This is a genomic window from Pedobacter sp. MC2016-05, from assembly GCF_026239735.1.
GTDB lineage: Bacteria > Bacteroidota > Bacteroidia > Sphingobacteriales > Sphingobacteriaceae > Pedobacter.
In genome coordinates, this window is sequence record NZ_JAPIVT010000001.1 from 149,567 (window position 1) to 171,609 (window position 22,043).

Genomic DNA, 22,043 nt, shown 5'->3' on the forward strand with positions numbered 1-22,043 from the left:
TTTTTCTTTGTAACCCATGAAGAATTGTTTAGCCGCCCTAATCCTTATTCTAAGTATTTGCTCTACAAAATTATTTGCACAGGTAATTGATACCGTCCCGATCAATACTAAAGACATGAACATTAAGCTTAAGCGTAGTCCGCTACCTAGCAGACAGGGGCCTCTAAATTTCGAGCCGGTAAAAATTCCTCCGTTTATTGTGAATGCAAAGGTTAATTATTGGAAAACCAAAACCTCCATAGGCATCAATGTAAACCAGGCGCAATTTAGCGATAACTGGAAAGGTGGAGGCGTGAATTCTGTAGCCGTAGGCGGTCTTTTAAACTGGAAAGCAGAATACAACAAGAATAGTTATAGTTATGTGAGTGAGGTAATTTTGCAGTACGGTAAAATCAAAAATAAAGATCAGCTGCAAAAGAAAACCAACGACCGCATTTTCTGGGATAACAAAGCTTCGTTTCAGTTATCAAAAAACTGGTTCTTTTTCGGATCTGTTAACTTTGAATCGCAGTTTGATAGTGGTTATCGTTACTTTAGAGATGGAAATGGTGAAGAACAGCAAGTGTTAATCTCCAGATTTATGTCGCCAGGATATTTAACTGAATCAATCGGTTTTGAGTACAAGCCAAATAAGTATTTCTCAACTAGAATTGGTACGGGTACCGCCCGCCAAACTTTTGTATTAGATACTGCTGTTTATGATAACAAAGCGAATGTTTTCGGGGTTGATAAAGGCAAGCATTTTAGAAATGAACTGGCCTTTCAGGTAGTAAGTGCTTTTGATAAAGACATTTTCAAAAACACCAACTTAAAAGCACGTTATGCCATGTTTATTCCTTACGAAGACATTGCCGTAAAACGCGTCGACCATAGATTAGATGTTGCATTAACAGCAAAGATTAACCGCTTCATGAATACCAGTTTAACAGGTGTAATTTTGTATGATACTGATACGGACGCTAAAGTTCAGGCCAGCCAAACTTTAGCGCTGGGTTTTGCTTTTGTTTTCCCGAGGTAATTAAGCACCACCTATTTTACCCATTTCCCAGTAGGGCATGGTAATAATCTGATTGAAACCTACGCCTCTTTGTTTCAGGTATTTTTTAAACTGCTGAACCGATTTTGCCCGGCCAGTTAAATAAAAGGTTGCATACTGCCACATTTCCCAACATTTTGGATGCATGTTTTCCATCCATTGAATGGCTCTTTCGGCAGGAATACTTTTATCTACTGGCACAGCATCTATCAAAAGCTTGATGCAATTCAAGGCTTCGAAGTTCTCTTCGTCAAGTTCCAGTATCCCAAAATATTCTTCATCCATTTCAACTGCTTTTTTTCCGAGCGATTCATATAAACCGATGCTGGTTTCATCACCAAAAAAGAAATGCTGACTTGAACCATTATTATACCTGACCCTGGCTTTATCGATAATTAGTTTTAACTGATCGCCAGGCTTAATATTTTCAGCAAAGGTATTGCCTGGTCCACGCCTGTTTAAATAAAAAATCACTTCACAGGTTTGATCTTCCCTGTTAAATCTTGAGACGGTATAATGCCTGTATTCGTTGGCATTTACCCTGAAAAGAATTTCCATCCCCGGAATAAATTCAGTTTCATAAAAATCTCCTTTAAAGGTTATGCATTTTATGTTGCTGCTTAGCATTCTGGCTTCGACAACTTCAACCTGAACTATTTTATTGCTGATCAATTTCTCTACTGTATTAGCCAGCCATGATGGTAACTTTGGCATTGTTTAAATTTGTTTAGTAACTTTGAGCAAAAGTAATGGTCTAAAAAATGTTTCCTTTTACAGCAAAAGGAGAAAAATTTATATCAAAAGGATTTTTTATGGCCTTAAACATTTATGATAGTTCAGATCGCCATTACGTTGTAGGGTCTCTCTTCAATGAAATTGAATTCAACCAACCCTTAGTTAGAGAAACCCGCGAAAAGTTAAGTTTTCCATTCGGCGATGCCGAAATGGTACAGATTATATTTTCTGGGATATCAATTGTTTATGGTGACATGGTGATGAAAGAAAATCGGTTAAAGATTAAATCGTTGGATGAGCCTGATTTGGTAGAATTACACTTTTCGATAAGTGGTAATGGCATCATGAATAACCACCTTACAAACCGCAGCATCAGTATAAAATCAAATCATCATAACATCCTTTACACTCCTGATTTTGATGGAACAGCCAACTTTGATAAAACAGGTAAGTATAAGTTTTTTGAAATTCACTTTCAGAAAGAACGCTTTGTAGATTTAACTAGCGACAGCAGCACTTTACTGAAGAACTTTGCAGAGAATATCATGAACAATAAATCTGCAGAGTTATCGGAAGAACATCTACCAATCAGTTTTGCCATGCACAACTGCATTAACGATATTATGAATTGCCGGTTTTCCGGAGGATTGAAATTGCTATTTCTACAATCTAAATGTGTGGAACTACTGGCCATGCAGGCACAAGCATTTGAAATTGCGACGAAGAAAGTAGATAAATCAAAATTAAAGACAGTTTATGATCAGGATCGGATTTATTATGCTAGAGAATACCTGATTCAGCATGCCAGTAGCCCGCCATCGCTACCCGAACTTGCGAAAGTTGCAGGAATAAATGAATTTAAATTGAAGCAGGGTTTTAAAGAAGTTTTTAATGATACTGTATTTGGACATTTAAGCGATTACCGGTTATCAAAAGCAAAAGATCTTTTATCGGATAAATCAAAAGACATTAAGCACATTGCAAATGATCTTGGTTACTCATCAGTTCAACATTTCAGTAATGCTTTTAGTAAAAAATTCGGCGTTAGTCCAGGCAAAGCTAGATAGTTTCTCAAACCTTTTTCCTTTTTTTCTTAAGATCCAGATAATCTACAAAGTACAATACTTTAACAGATAAACTATTGTTTTGAGGTGCAGCAAGAATACCGCCCAAATTGCGGTTGTAACGTTGCATAAAATACGAATCGTAGGTTTCGGCTGCATCTTTATACGAAAGTGATAATGTACTGCCTGGGGCAAACTGCCAGGTATAAATTAAATCGATATTAAAAACATTATAGTTTCTGTCCGTCCCCGTTAAAGCGGGGCCCTGATAGTCGGTTAAATTACCATTTGGGGTTAATAAGTAAAACTCTTTGTTTCGTCTGTCGCTCCAATAATGCCTTAACACCACGGTAACCCCCATTAAGTTGGTAAAGGTGTACTTTGCATCAAAAGAGTTTTCTACTGTACGTCTATCATATTTAGAAAAAATTGCCTGGCTACCTTGTGATGTTACCCAGTTTACATAGTTATAATTTGGGTTGAAATTCAAATCCAAACCAAAGGCGATTTTGTCATTTAGACGGAAATTTTGAAACAGGTAGAAATTATACTCTTTGCCCCCAAAAAGTTGTTGTTCGAAAAAGCGAACATTTCCACCAAAATTATACGCTTTAGCCCGATTGGGATTAATATATAGTCCGATACCATAACTTTCTGGCGCGTTATACATTTGTCCGTTCCGTGCTTCGTAGAAATCGTTACCCTTCGCATTATAGCTCATATCTATTTCTGCCGACCATAAATTTTTGAAACGTAAATAAGCGCCTCCATTTGCTACCGTATTTTGGTAATTGCCAGGATTTACCCGTCTTGAATAGGTAACATTCAGCCAACTTTGCATTTCATTAAACCACTTGCTCGGCTTGAAAATATTGTACCCAAGTCCAATTCTTTGATCAAAAAAATTATTGTTGGTAAAAAAACCCAGATCTGAAGGATCAAATTGATTGTCGGCATAAACCTGGTTATAATTCCAGGTAAAATTGCCGCTTTGTTTCCCCAAACGCAGCGTATAACTATAGCCCGACGTGCTGCTTTCTTCGCCACGTAAGTAGCTCATTTTAGCTCCGCCATTAATAAAATATTTATTGTTTTTATTATTTAAGTTAAAGAGCAAAGCACTCACATTGGCATCATAAGCACTTCCCTGACGTAGCACATTTGTATTGATAAATGTTGCTGAACTGTTATTTTTTAACGATTGATCGAAAACCAAAATGTTATAATTGGTGAGCGGTTGTGTTTCTACGTTTCGAACATTTCCTGCTCCATCCTCTACTTCGGTTTGCATGCTGTTAGTGATGGCGTTAAAAATACCAATGCCTAAACCCTTTGCCGTACGTCCAGATATTTTGGTTGCGTTTAATACTTTCGCTTCGGTTTGATCTCTAATAATTTTATCATCTTGCCCTACGCCAGAATAATTATAGTAGGAAGGAATAGAACCAATCCGTTTGGAATAAAACAGATCGCCTTTATTAAAAAGTTCTGTTCCTTCGGTAAAAAATTGCCGGTTTTCATTAAATTTTACCTCAAACGGAGTAAGGTTTAAAATGCGATTATCGGACTGGACTTGCCCAAAATCCGGTACTAAGGTCATATCTAGCGTAAAGCTATTGTTGATTCCATATTTTACATCCATACCGCCATTGAAGCGGGATGTAGTATTTTTTACGCCAGGGATATTTGCTGGATAATGATTTACGTAAGCAGAAACGTACGGTGAGAACGACAAACGTAGTGGTGGCTTAATGTCTTTTAAACCTGTAAAAAGTCCTTCCTGATTAATGAAACCATTAACTTTTGGATCAACAAAATTCCAAAACGTTTGGATATTGGTTCGTTGAATTCGGCGACTAAAGTTTAAACCCCAATTTTGAATTTCCTTACCCGAAAAACGCAAGGCAGAATAAGGAATTTTCATTTCGCAGGTCCAGCCTAAATCGTCTAATTTTACAGCACTTTCCCATACGGCGTTCCAATTCGGGTCTTCGTCGCCAACTTGAGAGTATTTAGCATCAAACTGAACGCCTGCAGCAGTAACAAAAAAACCATTACCATTCATTTTATCGTAAAAAGGGTCGACAATGATTGAAATAAAATCGGCATTACCGATATTATCCCTCGAAACCAACTCGTGTGAAACGCTATCCTTATCATCGTACATCCGGGCGTAAACGTAAATGGCCACATCATCATACAGCACTTTCATTTCCGTGCGTCGATCTTTTGTTTCCACTCTACCAGGCAAGGGTCTTATTTCGAAAAAATCAGTAGCAATTGGCACCTTTACCCAGCAGGCATCATCTAAAACACCATCAATTTTAGGAGTTTCAACTGTTCTCACCGCTTTAAGTTCCTTTTGTTTAGCAGGATCTTGGGCAGCACAATAAGAATACAGGAATATAAAGATAAGAGTTGCCCAGCGTTTCATTTGTTTAGGTTAGTTAAGTATAAGACTAGCTAATGTTAGATATGTTGCACATGAAAAGAAAATATCGAATCAATAATAGCTAACTATTTGAAGCGCAATACTTTAAAACAACACTGGAATACCGATTAACCCAGGGTTTAAGTGAAAGGGTTTGTGTTTTGAATAACGTTTGGCTAGCAGGCCGTTGTTTCTAAAGGTGACAGAAAAGGAGATACTTTTTATAAACCTCGTAGGTTCTGAAAAACCTACGAGGTTTGCGTTAAAAAGATCGAAGTGTATCGTAGGATTGATGTCTCCTAAATAATACTGAACTTTCATTCCAAAAAAAGATTTTTGACTTTGTGGTGCAGCGATTTACAATCAAAATTTGATACATTTGCCTTTTATTAAAAACAGTGGCTTTTCGTTCACTACGATTAGCTTTTTAGCTTAAAAAAACATGTTTGATAATTTACAGGACAAGCTAGACAGAGCATTTAAAGTATTAAAAGGACAAGGCAGCATTACGGAAATCAACGTGGCGGAAACCATGAAAGAGATTCGTAAGGCGTTATTAGATGCCGATGTTAACTATAAAACAGCCAAAACATTTACAGATGAGGTAAGGCAAAAAGCATTGGGTCAGAACGTATTAACTTCGGTTTCACCAGGCCAATTGCTAACCAAAATCATGAATGATGAACTTGCGGCCTTAATGGGTGGCGAGGTTACAGAGCTGGAAACTAAAGCCAACCCGACCATTATTTTGATTGCGGGTTTAAACGGTGCGGGTAAAACTACTTTCGCTGGCAAACTGGCTTTACACTTAAAAGGTAAGGGCAAAAAACCTTTATTGGTTGCCGGTGATATGTATCGCCCTGCAGCGGTAGATCAGCTGGAGGTTTTAGGAACTTCGGTTGGTGTTTCAGTTTACGCAAACCGTGAATCGAACGATCCGGTAGCCATTGCTTTGGAAGGAATTGCTCACGGTAAACAAAACGGAAATAACATCATCATTATAGATACTGCAGGTCGTTTAGCGATCGACGAATCATTAATGAATGAGATATCGGAAGTTAAAGCCAAAACACAGCCACATGAGATTTTATTCGTAGTGGATTCAATGACGGGTCAGGATGCGGTAAACACGGCAAAAGTTTTTAACGACCGCCTTGATTTTACGGGTGTGGTTCTAACCAAATTAGATGGTGATACCCGTGGCGGTGCTGCGCTTTCGATTAAATCGGTAGTGAACAAGCCGATTAAATTTATTGGTACCGGTGAGAAAATGGAGGCGCTTGATGTCTTCTATCCAGATCGTATGGCATCGCGTATTCTGGGAATGGGTGATGTAGTCTCGCTTGTTGAACGGGCACAAATGCAGTTTGATGAGAAAGAAGCTGCAGAGTTGCAAAAGAAAATACGCAAGAATAAATTTGATTTTAACGATTTCTATAGCCAGATTCAACAAATTAAGAAGATGGGTAATATGAAAGATTTGATGGGCATGATTCCGGGAGTGGGTAAGATGATGAAAAATGTGGATATACAGGATGATGCATTTAAATCGATCGAGGCAATCATCAATTCGATGACACCCTTCGAAAAAGAAAACCCTGATGCAATCCAGCAGAGTCGCCGTTTACGTATCGCCAAAGGTTCGGGTAGCAAAGTAGAAGAGGTAACCAAGCTGATTAAACAGTTTGAGGATATGCGTAAAATGATGAAACAGTTTTCGAACCCGGCAGCCGCAGCAGCGATGATGAAAGGTATGCCAAAAATGCCAATGGGCAGAAGATAGGTTCTTGAACTTAAAGCTGAAGTAAAATATTTGAAATCCCAATCGGAAATGATTGGGATTTTTTTGTTTGCTTCTTTTTTTTTTAGCTAAAGCCCTAATTGACTTATTAAGTTAAGTCAGCTAAGCAGACTGCAATGAATTCAACATAAGCCGTTAATATCTATTACGATTGAAGTAAGCATAAGTGCCAGTATAAAAAAAGCAGATTTACATTATAATGCCCAAATGAGGCCAAATATGGTGCAAAAAGTTTGTGCGATAAGCGAGGTCGGCACCACACTCCTTAAATCGGCGATCGGCTGTTGGGCTTATCTGCCAGGGCTTATGGGAGGATTTTAAATGTGACTAGAACCTTTGCAGATTTAACTGAGAGCGAAAATGTAGAATCGGAGCATTTAGCAGAATCAATCAACAATCGAAGTTTAGAGAGAGATGGCTGAACGAAATAATTTCAATAATGGACAAAGAGTGAAGCATGAACTGGTAGAAATATAGGTACAGAGCTTCAATAAAGTGATTAATAAATATAATTTATGTAATTCATATTAATAGAAAAGAAACAACCATATGGATATAGATTAATTGAGATAACGACCAACAAATATCTAAAGGAAATGACTTATAATGTAATTGATGCCGCTATAGAAATACACAATCTCTTGGCCCTGGTTTATTAGAAAGCGTCTACCATGAATGTACAACACATGAGCTTACCCTCCGAAAAATATATTTTTTAACAGAAATCTCCATGCCGGTTCGATAGAAAGAAATAGAAGCAACAACCGATTTAAGATGTGATCTATTTGTAAAAAATTGCTTAGCTGTTGAAATAAAGGCATCCAAAACTATAGAACCCATCTTCGAAGCACAGATCCTCAGCTATATGAATTATTGGAAGGCCTGCAAGGTTTGATCATTAACTTTACTGTGTTAATATTTTAGTGATGGACAAACGACATATATCAATGATTTTTACCGATTTTTAGAAGATTAAACGCCCCGAATGATTAGAACGCTTATAATTGAAGACGAACCTGCCATCCGCAAAGAAATTGAATGGCTTTTGCAACAAGAAACACAGTTTAATTTGATTGGTTATGCAACAAGCGTAGCTGAAAGTTTAGTGCTCATTAAAGCAACAAATCCCGAATTAATTTTAATGGATATCCAGCTTACTGACGGCACAGCTTTCGATATCTTAGACCAGTTGGATGAAATACCTTTTCGCATTATATTCATCACCGCATATAATCACTTTGCTGTTAAGGCGATAAAATTTGGTGCCCTAGATTATCTTTTAAAGCCCTTGGATGATGCAGAATTTAAAGCTGCATTAGCTAAAATTGCTACGAATGATGAAACCAATATCACACAGCAAAAACAACAGATTTCCATTTTAAAATCACAATCTGGATCTGGGGAAAGTAACTTAGACAGTAGAATTGTATTACATACCCTAGAATTTTTGCAGGTTTTGCAGCTTCGCGAAATTATCTATTGCCAGAGTGAAGGGGGTTACACCAACTTTTTCCTAACTGAAGGCCGAAGGATTATGATTTCAAAACCGCTCAAATTTTATGATGAGCTTTTGCCCGAGAAGTGGTTTCTACGTCCCCATCAATCTTATTTGGTAAATGTTTTATACGTTGATAAATTTTTAAAATCCGGTACAATTGTATTGAAAGATAAAACCGAAATTCCGGTATCAGGGCGTAGAAAAGATTACATTTTGCAGCACATTAACCACATCGAATAAAGAACTTCAATTTGTCTCTCAGTCATGAAACAGAAAGTATTAAAAATCTTGAAATGGATATTCGTTGTTTTAGTTTCATTGATTTTGATACTATCAGCTGTTACTTATTTATACATGAAAAAGCCACTTTTTGGTAAGGCTGCTGAAGGTGTAAGGCTTGAACGAATGGAAAAATCGCCGCATTTTAAAGATGGTGTGTTCCATAACCTCAATCCTACACCTGAACTTACGGAAGGTTATAGTACCATAGGCATTATTTACGATAAACTTTTTGGAGATCACCCGCGATTAAGTCCTGTAGATAGTATTCCATCGATGAAGGCAGATTTGCTGCATTTACCCATTGATTCGAACATTTTAGTCTGGTTTGGTCATTCTTCTTATTTTATTCAACTGGATGGTAAGCGCATTTTAGTTGATCCTGTTTTTAGTGGAAATGCTTCGCCAATTCCAGGTACAGTTGTAGCATTTAAAGGCACCGATCGTTACAAAGTAGAAGATTTGCCGAACATCGACTATTTAATCATCTCACATGATCATTACGATCATACAGATTATGAAACGTTAATCAAGCTCAAATCGAAAATTAAAAAGGTATTCTGCGGTTTGGGAGTAGGCGCCGATTTTGAAGACTGGGGATATAATGTTGAAGATATCTACGAGAAAGATTGGGATGAAACCCTTGATTTAGGCGATGGTTTTTTTATACATACTACGCCTACAAGGCACTTTTCTGGCAGGGGTTTCACAAGAAATAATACCTTGTGGATGTCGTATGTTTTTCAAAGTCCGACTATGAAGATTTATATAGGCGGCGATAGTGGCTACGACACGCACTTTGCCAATATCGGCAAGAAGTTCGGCCCAATAGATTTAGCGATTTTAGAAGACGGGCAGTATGATGTTAAATGGAAATACATTCACTTGCAGCCTGCAGAGGTATTAAAAGCAGCGCAGGATTTAAAGGCAAAAAGACTTTTCCCGGTACATTCGTCGAAATTTATACTCGCAAATCATCCTTGGGATGAACCTTTAGTTAAAATTACAGCACTAAACAAAGTTACCAAAATCTCATTGGTAACGCCAATGATTGGCGAGTTTGTTTACCTAAAAAAACCCAACCAAATTTTCAAGCCTTGGTGGGTTGGTGTAAAGTAGCAATTAAGGCCTTGGCATCATTAGAACGAATAATAATGCAACCGCTACAAATACCTTTTTTTTTGGTCGGCAATTAATAAAGGTTTAAAACTGTTTTCTGGTTCTTAAGTATATTAAGGAACATTAAAATTTTAAGTTGTTGGTATTGCTTTATTATATGAGATTGAAGTTAATTATTCCCTTAGTTCTATTAAGTCTGTTCGTTGCAAATTTCACTGTTGCACAATCAAAGACCTATTTTGAAAAAAAGGCAGATTCACTGACTACAATTGGTCAGCCAGAGAAGGTGATTCCTTACTTGGAGAAGGAATTAAAACTCATACCCAAAAGTGAGCCGCTTTTGCGATTATTGGGATTTTACCATCTTCGAAACAATAATTTATTAGTTGGTGAAAAGTATTATCGAAATGCATTATTAATCAACCCTAAATGCGCCAGATGTTATTTAAACATTGGCCGTATACAAGCCATAAAAAATGAGGGAACGGACGCTTTGTCATCAATAGATAAAGCAATTTCGCTCGACCCAAAAGATGCAATACTATTTGTGACAAGAGCAAACACTAAGGCTCAATTTAACGATAAATTCGGTGCCCTTGCGGATTATAACAAAGCTATTGAAATGGCGCCCGATAATGCTGAATATTATACCGCCCGTGGTGCTTACAACGCCGACAATGGTTATCATGCTTTAGCACTTATCGATCTTAATAAAGCAATTGTTTTGTCACCTGAAGGCTCTGACGCTTATTTTTACCGAGGAGGTGTTTATTATAATCAAAACCAGGTTGAGAACGCTTTAAACGACATCAACAAGGCCATTGTTTTAAACGATAAGCAAGCACATTTCTACAATGGAAGAGCATCAATTTATGCAAACTTAGGGCAATTCGACAAAGCACTGGAGGATTACACCAAATCCATAATATTGGACCCCTTAACCTATACTGGATATTTAAATAGGGCCAAAATTTATTACGAACTGGAAGATTTAGATGCTTCTTGTACAGATTATTCAACGGCTAAGAGAATACTAACAAGTAAAAAAAACTACGATCCTGAATTATTAAAAACGATTTCCCAATCCGCTGCCGATTTCTGCGATGAAACCAAGCCAAGCTATTATTACCAAAGGGGCATCGCCCAGTATAACCTGAAACGGTATGATAAAGCTTTAGCCCAATATGCTAGGGGCTTGGAGAAATTCCCTAAAAATGCCATGATGTTATCATTTAAAGGCAATGCTTATCTTGCGCTGGCCGACTATAAAAATGCTACCGCAAATTATAAAGCATCATTAGAGAACAAGGAAAACCTTCTTCATGAAATCGAAATAAACCCTCGTTTCGAGACAGCAACGAAGGGTGACATCAATCGCTATTATCATTCGTCTTTAGCATCCATTTATTCAGGTTTATCTGAGTGCTATTTAAATACCGGAGCCTTGGAAGAGGCCCTCAATTTTATAAACACCGCATTATCTCTAGCGCCCGATATTAAGGATTTTGAGAAAGAAACTTATTTCAACCGCCGTGGAAATATCTACTTAGCTACCGAAAAATATAAACTGGCGTGGAGTGATTTTAATAAAAGTCTTGAGTTAAAAAATAATTATGCACTTGCTTACGTCAATAGGGCGATCGCTCGCGTAAGCCTTTCCGATAATATAAAAAAATCTACTTATCGTGCATCTACAAAAATAGCCAATCAACCGGCAAGTTTTGGTTGGATAGTGAACGAAAAATCATCCGTTAAGAAATCTCAGCAAGAACTACTTCTTGCTTTAGCAGACTGCAATAAGGCTATCGAGTTGGATAAAAGTTTAGGTTTTGCTTACTACGTTAGAGGATCTATTAAAGAGATTTTGGGGCGGAAAGATTTTTGTGCTGATATACTTACCGCAAAAAAAATGGGCCTTGAAATCGATGAAAATATGTTGAAAATTTGCAATCAATAACTAATTAAATATGAGATATTTCTTTTTGTTTTTCATTTTACTATCCTTAGAATCTATAGCACAAGTTTTGCCGAACTTCGTGGTACCAGCGGGACGAACAAAAGTTTTTGAAACTAAGGGCGACTTAGATAAAGATGGCATTGATGAGGTGATATTGGCTTTCAATACCACTAAAAAAATAGACCGAACAGGTTATACCAGAGAATTATTCATCTGTAAGGTAGTTAATGGCACTTTAAAACTATGGAAAAAAAACACATCAGTATTATGGAACAGCGAGGATTGTGGTTTTTGTACCGACAACGGGATTGATTTAATCATTAAAATAAAGAATAATACTCTCATTATTGAGCAAACCTTTTGGCACAATACAAGGCATACCAGTAAGTACAAAAACATTTATCGCTACCAGAACAATGATTGGTTTTTGATAGGTTCAACTTATAAAGACGATTATAATTGCGGCTATCATCATACTTTTGACATCAATTTTTCGACAAAGCAGGTACATGTGAGTTATGATAACGAAGATTGCGAAGATTCTGTTCAATTGTATCCCGCTACAGAAAAATTATTTAAATATCCTTTTAAATCCGTTCCGAAAATGGATGGATTTACACCCGGAAGAACTGAAACCAAGATCCCTAATTCTAAGCAATTTTTCTATTATTAACCCTACCTGGCAAGTCGGATAATCGTTTATTTGCGACAAATAACGGATGAATATTAACGAATAATAAACGGGTGTGAATTGCTAATGCAGTTTACTTAGTTTAGCATTGTTAAGCAAAAACATCCTTAATCTATGAGGATTAAATGTTGAATTTATAGCTTTTAGTTCTGTTAACAGCTGTTTGGTTTTAGGAACGTAACGCCTCTCATTTGATGGTACTGGCGGCGTAAAATTTCAGTATGTACATATCAAGTATGTACTGTATTTTACGCCTCCTCATCAAAACCTTGAATTCTTTTATTTAATCATATTGATACTCAAAGAATGAAAAAGATACTCATTTTAGTTTTCTATCTGGCGAGTGGAACAATCGCATTTTCCCAATCAAGTTATTCAGAAATTCAAAAGGATGTTAAAGTAGCAGTTTTAAATTATTCAGCACAGAACGCTAACTACTTAGTTCTAAAAAAATTAGTTACCGGTTTCGAAAGTGCCAAAAAATTAAACCCCGGTTATCTAAAGAAAGATAATATGGGAATTGCGATATTTCTATCAAACCAAAACTCTGAACTGGATATATTCCCTGCCCGCTATACCTTCGAAAATGATAAGATAAATTTGTCCGCTTTGCGAGATAAAAACACCAAGAAACCGAGTGATGATATGCGGGAGTACGTTAAGACATATATCGAGGATTTTAATCAGTTGGGTAATACCAAAATATTTAAAAAAATGATTTATAACGCGCCAGAAACTGACGGAACTTACACAGCCAATAAAACGGAACAAATTGTGAAAGAAGCTTATGCAACTACCTTTGTACGTGGCAACGATACCTGGATGTATGCGATGAGTACAGGTAACCAGGGAATTATTTTGTATACTTTTAAAATGACCATTTCTGGTGAAAACTTGCTGGATAAAAAGAACAGAGCGCAAGCAAATAAAGTAAGTTTTCCGATGTATTAGGCTAAATTTCGTTTAAATATTCTATCTAAAATATGAGATCAACACTTCAATTGGCTATCCTTTTATGTTTGGTAATAAAAGTAACAGTCGCACAGCCTCCTACTATATCAGCACCAAAAAACAAAGACAAGAGCTTCTCTAACAATAACATCCTTACCATGGATGATATGGTTTTCGACCAGTTGATTACACAGGTTAAACCTACAGCCTTAGATACCAACAGCATCCTGATATACGACTCAAATGGAATATTGAAATCGATGAACTTGAAAACCAAAAAAATAAACTGGGAAGTAAATGCATCGGATGCTGACCGGCACATTAGCGGAAATAATAAATTTTATATAGAAAACGGAACGGTATATATTCCTTTTATCAATGGCGAAATCTTTGCTTTAAACAATCAGAATGGTAAAGTTTACTGGAAATCGAGGCTGGGAATTATAAAAGATGAAATAGTACTTAAAGGGCAATCGGCACAAGTGGTTAATGGCGCAATTTCATTGAGTGCTCAAAGCAGGAATCAAAATATTTATTCAATAGACGCCAAAAACGGCAAACTGATCTGGAACTATAAGTTGGATTATCCTTACAATCACCTTCCAACCCTTACTTTCGGAAATAAAGTTTTCGCACAGAATGCTCCCTACCTTTTAAGTTTTGACGCTAAAACAGGCCACTCGCTTTACAAAACAGGTTTCAAAAAGGCTATGTATGGAAAACCGGTTACCGATGGCAAAAACGTTTTTATCCCTGATGAAAGTGAAACATTGTTTGCAATAAATCCAGACAAGCTATCCATTTTATGGGAATTCAAGCTGGAAAAAGGACAATACAATATCAAGGAAAAAATATTTACCAAAGACAGCAAAGTTTTCTTCGGCACAACCTCATCCACTGAAGCATCTGTGTATGCATTGAGCGCATCTAATGGCGAAAAACTTTGGAAAACCAACTTCAATGCGTCCATCGCTTATTTGTTGGATAAAGCCGATGCCATTTGGGGTTACACCAAAAACGGATTACTTTTTGAATTAGATCTCAAAACAGGTGATAAAAGGAGTGAGGTACAATTGGCAAACCTTCCCCTGTCTAACCTCGAGTTTTTGAACAAAAATGAAGTTTTATTTTATAGTAAAGCTGGGCTCGTTAAACTAAATCTAAAAACCAAAGAAGAATCAATTTTACTTGCCCATCAAAAGATAGATGATAATAACAAAAACGATGCATTTATCAAACTGCTGAAAAATTCGAAGAATTAAATTAAGATTTCACTAATCTAATACAACAAATTATTATTTGATTTTAACGACAACTTTGCCTTTTGCCCTTCCACTATCAACATAATCCATTGCCTGGTTCAGCTCTTCGAAAGGAAAAACTGTATCCAATACGGGAGTTATGATACCTTGATCAATTAATTTTCCTATTTCCGCTAAATGTTTGCCATTGGCTTTCATAAATAGAAACGAATAATCAACACCGAGCTTCTTGGCCTGATTAATTGTTTTTCTACTCAAAAAGTATATGGCTAATTTTATGAACCATGATAAGCCACTTTCCTTCGCAAAGGCTGGATCTGGAGGACCGGAAATAGAGATTACTTTACCTCCCCGACTGAGTATTTTTAGGGATTTGCTGAGCGTTTTTTCATCCTGGCTGTTTAATACCAAATCATATTGACTTAGGATGATTTCAAAATCTTGAGTTTTGTAATCAATCACTAAATCAGCACCCAATTTCTTTACTAAATCTGCATTCGCTGCACTTGTAGTAGTAGCCACAGTAGCCTCCAAATGTTTAGCCAATTGAATAGCAATTGTTCCTACACCGCCCGAACCTGCTTGTATAAACACGCGTTGGCCTTTTTTAAGTTTCGCCTTTTCAACAAAAGCTTGCCAAACCGTTAAAGCAACAAGTGGTATAGAGGCTGCTTCTTCCATCGAAATGTTTTTCGGTTTCAGAGCTACATCTCTTTCATTCATTGCAATGTATTCTGCAAATGTTCCTATTCTAAAATCAGCTGGGCGAGCAAATACCTTATCGCCTATTTTAAACCGCGTTACCTCCGATCCTATTTTTACCACCACCCCAGCTACATCATGACCTAAAACTAATGGCAAACTGTAAGGCAATAACAACTTAAATTCTCCATTTTTAATCTTGTTATCCAGCTGGTTAATGCTAGTGGCATAGATTTCCACTAAAACTTCATCTGCTTTAGGCTCGGGGGTTGATATTTCAACAACCTTTAGCTTTTCTGTTTTACTATAACTGTTTATGGTGTATGCTTTCATTATTTTCAGAGGCGATTATTGCTGTAAAAAAGATTCTGATTTTTTGGGATTAACCAATTTAAAGGCCAGTCTTGGGAAAAAACGATTCATCATGTAAAGCACTTTTGAATCGCCAATGCGAATCGTTAATTGGTCCTGTTGAAGCCCGTTAATTAAACCTTTAACTAAAACCTCCGTACTCATTTTCTTGTCATTTCTGCCCGCTGTGAGCTCCGTTGCAACCAAGGGTGGTAGCAATTCGAATACTTTCAAGGTACTTTTAATTATTCTCAGATGTTCTCTTAACGATTTGGTGTAAAATGCCAGAGCCGTTTTTGTCGCTGAATAGGTTGCCTCTTGTAAAGATGGAACATAACTCAATAAAGATGTGGTATTGATTATTGCGCCCTCAGGACGAGATTTTAGCATATCTAAAAAAAGATTGTTCAATCGGATTACTCCGAAATAATTGATGTTCATCTCATATACCGCATTTTCTAAATGTTTACTGCTGGATATTCCTAGATTTGAAGGCTTAACCCCAACACCGGCATTATTGTAAAGGATGTCAATTCCGCCAAGCGCTTCCACATCCTTAAATAACGAAACAGCGTCCGTTTCATCAGTGACATCACTTTTAATAGTAACTAAACTGGGATACAAACTCTTGACAGAAGTCAATTTATTCTGATCGCGGCCAGTAATGATCACTTTTGCACCTAAAGCCAAAAACTGTGTTGCTGCTTCAAGCCCTATGCCTGCATTGCCTCCGGTAATCAGTATTGTTTTCCCCCTTAATTCCATTTTATATATTGAATTTAGTAATTTTGCTTTCAAATTGCAAGTGCAAATATATAATAAACTTGCAAAATGCAAGTGAATTAATTTGTGTTATGTCAGCATTAAAAAGAAGATCAAATTGTCCGGTAAGTTCATCTCTTGATATTTGGGGTGATAAGTGGTCGTTACTCATCGTTAGAGATTTAATGTTTTCCAAGCAATGCACTTATGGCGACTTTTTAAAATCAGCAGAAAAAATCGCGACCAATATATTGGCCTCCAGGCTCCAGATGTTGGAAGAGAACGGAATAATCACGAAATTAGAGCATCCGGATAGCAAGGCAAAAGTATTGTATAAACTCACACAGAAAGGAATTGACTTGCTTCCGCTTATGGTTGAAATAAATTTATGGGCCGAGAAATATTTTAGCCTACCCGAAGATCGCCTGGCTATAATAAGGGAGGTGAAAAAAGATAAAGAAGGGTTTGTTAAAGCAACCACAAAAGAGTTACAGCGCAACAGCAATTTAACCTAACAAAGATTCGTTCGGCTTTATCAAAAATAAAGTCCCTATTAAATAAACCAAATAAAACCTATAAACAACCAGCTATGGCACTTATTAACCCACACATTAATTTCAACGGCAATGCCGAAGAAGCTTTCAATTTTTACAAATCGGCATTCGGTGGAGCATTTACATCAATAGTGCGCATGAAAGACATGGCAAGTGACGAATTTCCTGTTGAAGAAAACGACGCAGAAAAAATTATGCACATTGCTTTGCCAATTGGCCCAAATACGCTGATGGGTAATGATGTGCCCACTTACCTTGGACAGGTAAATGAAAATGAAAATCGATCAAAAATTTCTATTAGCGCAGAAAGCAAAGAAGAAGCTAATAAAATATTCAACATTTTATCAGCTGGCGGAACTGTAGAATTTCCGCTGGGCGATAGTCCTTGGGGATCATACTTTGGAATGTTTAGAGATAAATTCGGCATCGAATGGATGATTGAATACACCGCATAATTGATTACTGAAACTTATATAAATCGCGTTCGAAACGCAAAATTTAAATCCTCGCCCATGTAGGCGAGGATTTTTTTTTCAAATAATAGTTCATTCTCAACAAATAAGAATTGAATTTTAACGAATAATAAACCAGCCCATCTTTTAGCTGTAGCAGTGTTATTTTTAAATAAAAATCGATAAAAATGATTGTTACAGCTCAAACCTACACGATAATACTCGTTGCAATTCTTGTCTTGATTTCCTTAAAACCACTTTATACCAAGCTAGTAAAGAAGCAAGGCAAAAAAGACGATTGGATGTTTTTATTGATTATACTCTTATTGCCTATTAATTGGTATACGCCAACTATTTTAACGGTTACAGATTGTAATCAATTTACCAAAGAAGTGGTATTGTTTCCTACAGAAAAAGAAGGAATATCAATGTCGTACGGAAGAAAAAATTATATATTCAACCATTCTAAACAAACCCTTGGCTTCGAATATTTATATTACGGCAGCGATCAAAAAGAAGATGACCACCGTGATTTAGTGATCTTTCCTAACAAAACTGCTACGGTAAACGAGGTTAAAATCGACTATGTTTTTGAAGCACCCGCAAAAAGTGTTTCCACAAAATCAAGCGGAGCTACAAAAACCATGTTGTATTGCCAACAAGACAGTACAGAAAATTCAACACAATAATATTAAACCGAAATCTACCCTTAAAAATCTCATGAAGAACTTAACTTTTATCTATTTAATTGCGTTGGTAACATTTTTTTCTTGCAATACCAAAGATAAGCAACCCGAAATACTCGAAGCAAAGGGAGGCTTTGATCTTGAAACAGTCGATTTTAAAGAGGATGTTCCCAGGCTTTATGGAAACAATGTAATTCTTAGCGACGGTATGCGTTACGACAGTGCCGAAAACGGGAAACTTACCGATGAATTGTTAAAATATAAGATCAGTAATTCGATGCTGGATGCAATGAAAATTACGGTTCCTCAAAAAGATTTTGGCTATTTATATCAAAGCCACACTTCAGATAGTTTGGCCAAATTTAATGGCTATTATTTTAGCAACCTAAATATCCTCACTGACAAAAATAAGAAACCCGTAGCTTATCATGCCGAGGGCGAAATTTACGACCTTAAAGCCAAAAAAGCTTTCCTTGCTAAAATGAAAGAAAAGTATGGGGCTCCAAAATATTCCATTTTCATTTCTCATCATTTTAGTCAATCTTCTTACGAGTGGATCTTAAAAGATCGCACCATTCAGTTGGAAACTTCTAAGGGTTTTAGCGCCAATTTTAGCACGGATAGTGATGCAAAATCAGGAGAATACCTTCGCTTCGATTTACTGATTATTGCCAACGATAAAAAGGAGCAAGTTCACCAGGCACACTTGTATGAATTTGGCGACAAAGTATTGTATAATGGCAAATATCTTACGCTGGAAGAATTGCAGCTTGATAAAAAATCGACATTTAAAGATGTTTTTCTATTAAACTCTACAGATAAAAAATACTTTAACGATCCAACTGGTCAATACGATATTAGCCGGGAAGAGGCCGAATAAATTAAGCATACTATCTACTTAAATTATTTTACCATGGAAAATTCTAATTTTAATATCGAGCCGATCCAGCAAGCAGAGATTATCCCTCAGCCAAAGCGTAAAAATAAAGCTAAAACTATTATTTGGCTGATCGTGGCCATAGTTGTTATTGCTGGCGCAACCGGTTTTGCCTATTTATATGGCGGCTATAGAATGCGACAAGATATTTATAATGTCGATGGAGATGATACCACTTATCCGGCAGACAGTGTTTTTGTTGATGGCTGGGCATCACCTGAAGATTTCGCCACATGGAGAAATGCTACATTTACCATCCCGCAGTACGATGATATCCCAGTTGCTTTTCAAAGGGGAATTGTTAAAATCTTTATGGATAATAACTATTTCAGCAAAGAGAACAACGAATTATACTTTTTCACCAAAATTAAAGATCGGGCTTATCGTGTTATTGCTTATGGCGATTTTACCGGGCAGGGAGAAAAAGAAATGGCGTTTTTGCTCGAAAAATCAGATTTTGCCAGTAGCGCAATTTACATCATCCCTCAAAAAGGAAACATATTGTATTGGAAAGCACTAAGTGGGGAACTACCCACCATAAAAAGCTTTAAAAAAGGTGCGCTAATTTTCATGGATAAAATGGAACTTACACCCGCTCCAAGTGATGGAATAATTAAACAAACAAAAAGCTCTAAGTACGTGCTCATCTACAATCGGCAAACTAAAACCTTTGATGAATACTATCAATACACCGATGAAGATATAAAGAGTGCAAATGAAGAAACAGACGAGGGAGAATCAGAAGAAGCAGATGAGCCAGATACAACCGCTATTTCGGAGCAGTAAAAAGGTGTTACAAATTTCGCGACTTAAGCTCGTCCTGCATCTTTTTAATGTTGCCAAGGTTTAAAATAACAATGGGCAATAAACAGATTGGAATTACAGTTAAGGGGGTAAATCCTTTTTTAAAATTCAAATACATGCTAAGCGCAAACAAGAGCACCAACATTACAACAAGCGTATAAGTGGAGGCTTTAGCTACCTTTTCGCTTTTTTGTAACTGCTCATTGCTCATTTCCGCAAACTTATTTTCACTCATTTTCAAGGGAGGTAATTATTGTATTGACAGAAATTGATTTTCTTTTGCTCAAAAATAATAAAGATCAGCGTTTTTGCAATCCTCATTTCCTGTTTAAAAAAGCGAATTATAATAAAAGTTCAGCGAATTATAAATCATTAACTGCGTTTATCAATCGGGCATTAATCAATTCTGTAATAATGATTAATATAGCATTACAAAAGCCCTCAAATAATTTTGAACGGGTCTTTCAGTTTGAGTTAAACCTAAATATTTTAAAAATGACAGTTACTTACATGATGTTGGCCTTTACTACAATTTACCTGGCCGGAACTTATTTTTATTATAGACACACTGTAAAAAAAGGCACAGAGTTTAGATATAAACCTATTTTCTTACTTATCATTGGTTTGTTGTTTTTATTATCGCTTTACGGTAGCGTTACCAACCAGCCATTTAATACCATAGTGCCTTTTATTGGATAGGTCCTTAGCAATTTGCTTTAATAACACTTGTTCACAAGCAAACACCACGATTGGCTACTTGCTTACAAAATCCAGGGATATAACTTCAAGAGCTTTTCAGGAATATTAAGTTTTCTGAGAACAAATAGAAAAAAATAATGAAAATTTACACCTTGCTCATCCTGATGATGTTTAGTTTATCTTCTTGCAAATCGCAAATAAATGATTATGCCGAATTGCTTGAGAATTTGAAATACGATCCGAATAAAGAGATGTATCAAATAGCAGGAACGAACCTGTATCCTGTAGAGCTTGCTATCAACGACTATCCAGCAGGAAGAGGCCTCGCCTTTTTTGGCCATCAAATGTATTACATTGCCGATATTGGTTTACAGAAGAAAGGCCGCCAAACTGCTAAAGTCACTTTGGACTTAAAGAATTTTAAACCTACTGAAAGTGATCAGCCTATACTTTTCGTGGCGATTTATTACCATGGTGATATTGCAATGCCATCAATAGACGATGAAGAAGATGTACTGGTGCACTATGTACTCACTGGAAAAGATGTAACTGCCCAGGATATTAAAAATGGTTACATCACAAAATCCTTTTCTTTTGAAGCAAGGGAAGTTCGTACTGACTTAGATAGCTGGAAAAATTCAAAAAAATTAACGGCCAATGATGCCCTTTTTCATCAGCTATATGAAGCATACGAAGAGCTGCAATCAGATTTAAATGCTGAGGACAAAGGCGATGCCATTGAAAAAATGAAAGTTGCTGAATACGAAACTGCTCAGCTGAGAGGTGCTAAAAAGGAGTGGATTTTAGAGGAGCGGGAAGCGTTATTTTCCAATACCTGGAAGTTGCTGCCAAAAGATAGTTGTAAATTAAAACTTTACGGTGATGGAAAAATTGCCACCTTAGTTAAAAAAGACGGCTCAATCATTTCACCATCAGCAATTTCCTCAAATCCGAGATCTATGCATGGCAAAACCTTCCAGGTTTTGAATTTATATTTTCATATTCCAAACAATAAAACCGATTTGGAATTAACCCGGTTCGATGCATATGCGGTCACTAATTTTGGGAAGTAAAAGATAGGGTTTAGTATTAATTATTTATGCTAGTGACAGTGATTGCCTTCCGTGCTAATCGCTGGGATTAAGTCGAAATAGTTAAAGAATAAGCAAACAAAGCATGGTTAAAAATTCAGTCGATTGAGCCTGAAATGTTTAAAATAAGGGTATAGAAACTAAGCCGAAAATTTTAAATATTTCCTAAAACATAAGCATA

At 36.6% G+C, this 22,043-nt stretch carries 22 protein-coding genes and 1 pseudogene; 18 read left to right on the forward strand and 5 right to left on the reverse strand.

From position 1 onward, the window contains the following. Positions 1-16: 16 nt before the first annotated feature. Positions 17-1,018 carry a DUF3078 domain-containing protein gene (locus OQZ33_RS00625; protein WP_265797117.1) on the forward strand — a complete coding sequence of 334 codons (1,002 nt, stop codon included), beginning with the start codon at positions 17-19 and terminating at the stop codon, positions 1,016-1,018. On the opposite strand, the gene OQZ33_RS00630 is transcribed toward OQZ33_RS00625, so the two are convergent. After that, complete coding sequence (locus OQZ33_RS00630; protein ID WP_265797118.1) at positions 1,019-1,750, reverse strand: siderophore-interacting protein; 732 nt, start codon at positions 1,748-1,750, stop codon at positions 1,019-1,021. It lies immediately after the preceding gene. A gap of 98 nt (positions 1,751-1,848) precedes the next feature. Here OQZ33_RS00630 and OQZ33_RS00635 point away from each other — a divergent pair, with 98 nt between their 5' ends. Beyond that, complete coding sequence (locus tag OQZ33_RS00635; protein WP_265797119.1) at positions 1,849-2,838, forward strand: helix-turn-helix transcriptional regulator; 990 nt, start codon at positions 1,849-1,851, stop codon at positions 2,836-2,838. A 4-nt stretch (positions 2,839-2,842) separates the two neighbouring features. On the opposite strand, the gene OQZ33_RS00640 is transcribed toward OQZ33_RS00635, so the two are convergent. Further along, a complete protein-coding gene (locus OQZ33_RS00640) occupies positions 2,843-5,269 on the reverse strand; it encodes a DUF5916 domain-containing protein (protein ID WP_265797120.1) in 2,427 nt (808 codons plus the stop codon). Positions 5,270-5,708: 439 nt separating this feature from the next. Here OQZ33_RS00640 and ffh point away from each other — a divergent pair, with 439 nt between their 5' ends. From ffh to OQZ33_RS00680, 9 genes and pseudogenes are all read left to right on the forward strand, one after another. Beyond that, entirely contained in the window at positions 5,709-7,049 is a 1,341-nt protein-coding gene (ffh, locus tag OQZ33_RS00645) for a signal recognition particle protein (protein WP_265797121.1), read from the forward strand. A gap of 341 nt (positions 7,050-7,390) precedes the next feature. Further along, on the forward strand, positions 7,391-7,489 hold the full coding sequence (locus OQZ33_RS24250) for a hypothetical protein (protein WP_265797122.1): 99 nt from the start codon (positions 7,391-7,393) through the stop codon (positions 7,487-7,489). Positions 7,490-7,758: 269 nt separating this feature from the next. Then, a pseudogene (locus tag OQZ33_RS24410) lies at positions 7,759-7,962 on the forward strand (GxxExxY protein); the annotation flags it as partial. 90 nt (positions 7,963-8,052) lie between these two features. Continuing rightward, a complete protein-coding gene (locus OQZ33_RS00655) occupies positions 8,053-8,805 on the forward strand; it encodes a LytR/AlgR family response regulator transcription factor (protein WP_265797123.1) in 753 nt (250 codons plus the stop codon). A 24-nt stretch (positions 8,806-8,829) separates the two neighbouring features. Further along, on the forward strand, positions 8,830-9,963 hold the full coding sequence (locus tag OQZ33_RS00660; protein ID WP_265797124.1) for an MBL fold metallo-hydrolase: 1,134 nt from the start codon (positions 8,830-8,832) through the stop codon (positions 9,961-9,963). Between the two features lie 157 nt (positions 9,964-10,120). Then, entirely contained in the window at positions 10,121-11,920 is a 1,800-nt protein-coding gene (locus OQZ33_RS00665) for a tetratricopeptide repeat protein (RefSeq protein WP_265797125.1), read from the forward strand. 10 nt (positions 11,921-11,930) lie between these two features. After that, positions 11,931-12,593, forward strand: a complete 663-nt coding sequence (locus tag OQZ33_RS00670) for a hypothetical protein (RefSeq protein ID WP_265797126.1) — start codon at positions 11,931-11,933, stop codon at positions 12,591-12,593. Positions 12,594-12,917: 324 nt separating this feature from the next. Further along, a complete protein-coding gene (locus tag OQZ33_RS00675; RefSeq protein ID WP_265797127.1) occupies positions 12,918-13,562 on the forward strand; it encodes a hypothetical protein in 645 nt (214 codons plus the stop codon). 32 nt (positions 13,563-13,594) lie between these two features. Further along, positions 13,595-14,824, forward strand: coding sequence for a PQQ-binding-like beta-propeller repeat protein (locus OQZ33_RS00680; RefSeq protein ID WP_265797128.1), 1,230 nt, complete (start codon positions 13,595-13,597; stop codon positions 14,822-14,824). A 33-nt stretch (positions 14,825-14,857) separates the two neighbouring features. On the opposite strand, the gene OQZ33_RS00685 is transcribed toward OQZ33_RS00680, so the two are convergent. Together OQZ33_RS00685 and OQZ33_RS00690 are read right to left on the reverse strand one after the other, a co-directional pair. Next, positions 14,858-15,859, reverse strand: coding sequence for an NADP-dependent oxidoreductase (locus tag OQZ33_RS00685; protein ID WP_265797129.1), 1,002 nt, complete (start codon positions 15,857-15,859; stop codon positions 14,858-14,860). A gap of 15 nt (positions 15,860-15,874) precedes the next feature. Beyond that, positions 15,875-16,642: an SDR family oxidoreductase gene (locus OQZ33_RS00690; RefSeq protein WP_265797130.1), complete on the reverse strand. Its 768-nt coding sequence runs from the start codon at positions 16,640-16,642 to the stop codon at positions 15,875-15,877. Positions 16,643-16,731: 89 nt separating this feature from the next. Here OQZ33_RS00690 and OQZ33_RS00695 point away from each other — a divergent pair, with 89 nt between their 5' ends. From OQZ33_RS00695 to OQZ33_RS00715, 5 genes are all read left to right on the forward strand, one after another. Further along, on the forward strand, positions 16,732-17,154 hold the full coding sequence (locus OQZ33_RS00695) for a winged helix-turn-helix transcriptional regulator (protein ID WP_265797131.1): 423 nt from the start codon (positions 16,732-16,734) through the stop codon (positions 17,152-17,154). A 74-nt stretch (positions 17,155-17,228) separates the two neighbouring features. Beyond that, on the forward strand, positions 17,229-17,648 hold the full coding sequence (locus OQZ33_RS00700) for a VOC family protein (RefSeq protein WP_265797132.1): 420 nt from the start codon (positions 17,229-17,231) through the stop codon (positions 17,646-17,648). 185 nt (positions 17,649-17,833) lie between these two features. Further along, positions 17,834-18,334, forward strand: coding sequence for a hypothetical protein (locus OQZ33_RS00705; RefSeq protein ID WP_265797133.1), 501 nt, complete (start codon positions 17,834-17,836; stop codon positions 18,332-18,334). 31 nt (positions 18,335-18,365) lie between these two features. Beyond that, positions 18,366-19,211: a hypothetical protein gene (locus tag OQZ33_RS00710; RefSeq protein WP_265797134.1), complete on the forward strand. Its 846-nt coding sequence runs from the start codon at positions 18,366-18,368 to the stop codon at positions 19,209-19,211. Between the two features lie 33 nt (positions 19,212-19,244). Next, entirely contained in the window at positions 19,245-20,054 is an 810-nt protein-coding gene (locus OQZ33_RS00715; RefSeq protein WP_265797135.1) for a hypothetical protein, read from the forward strand. Between the two features lie 7 nt (positions 20,055-20,061). Here the strand turns inward: OQZ33_RS00715 and OQZ33_RS00720 are convergent, their stop codons facing one another. Then, the gene (locus OQZ33_RS00720; protein ID WP_265797136.1) at positions 20,062-20,307 is read right to left on the reverse strand and encodes a redox-active disulfide protein 2; all 246 of its coding nucleotides are present in this window, start codon (positions 20,305-20,307) and stop codon (positions 20,062-20,064) included. 260 nt (positions 20,308-20,567) lie between these two features. Between OQZ33_RS00720 and OQZ33_RS00725 the strand changes: the two genes are divergently transcribed. Together OQZ33_RS00725 and OQZ33_RS00730 are read left to right on the forward strand one after the other, a co-directional pair. Next, entirely contained in the window at positions 20,568-20,771 is a 204-nt protein-coding gene (locus OQZ33_RS00725; protein WP_265797137.1) for a hypothetical protein, read from the forward strand. A gap of 137 nt (positions 20,772-20,908) precedes the next feature. Next, positions 20,909-21,844, forward strand: coding sequence for a hypothetical protein (locus tag OQZ33_RS00730; protein ID WP_265797138.1), 936 nt, complete (start codon positions 20,909-20,911; stop codon positions 21,842-21,844). Positions 21,845-22,043 lie beyond the last annotated feature (199 nt).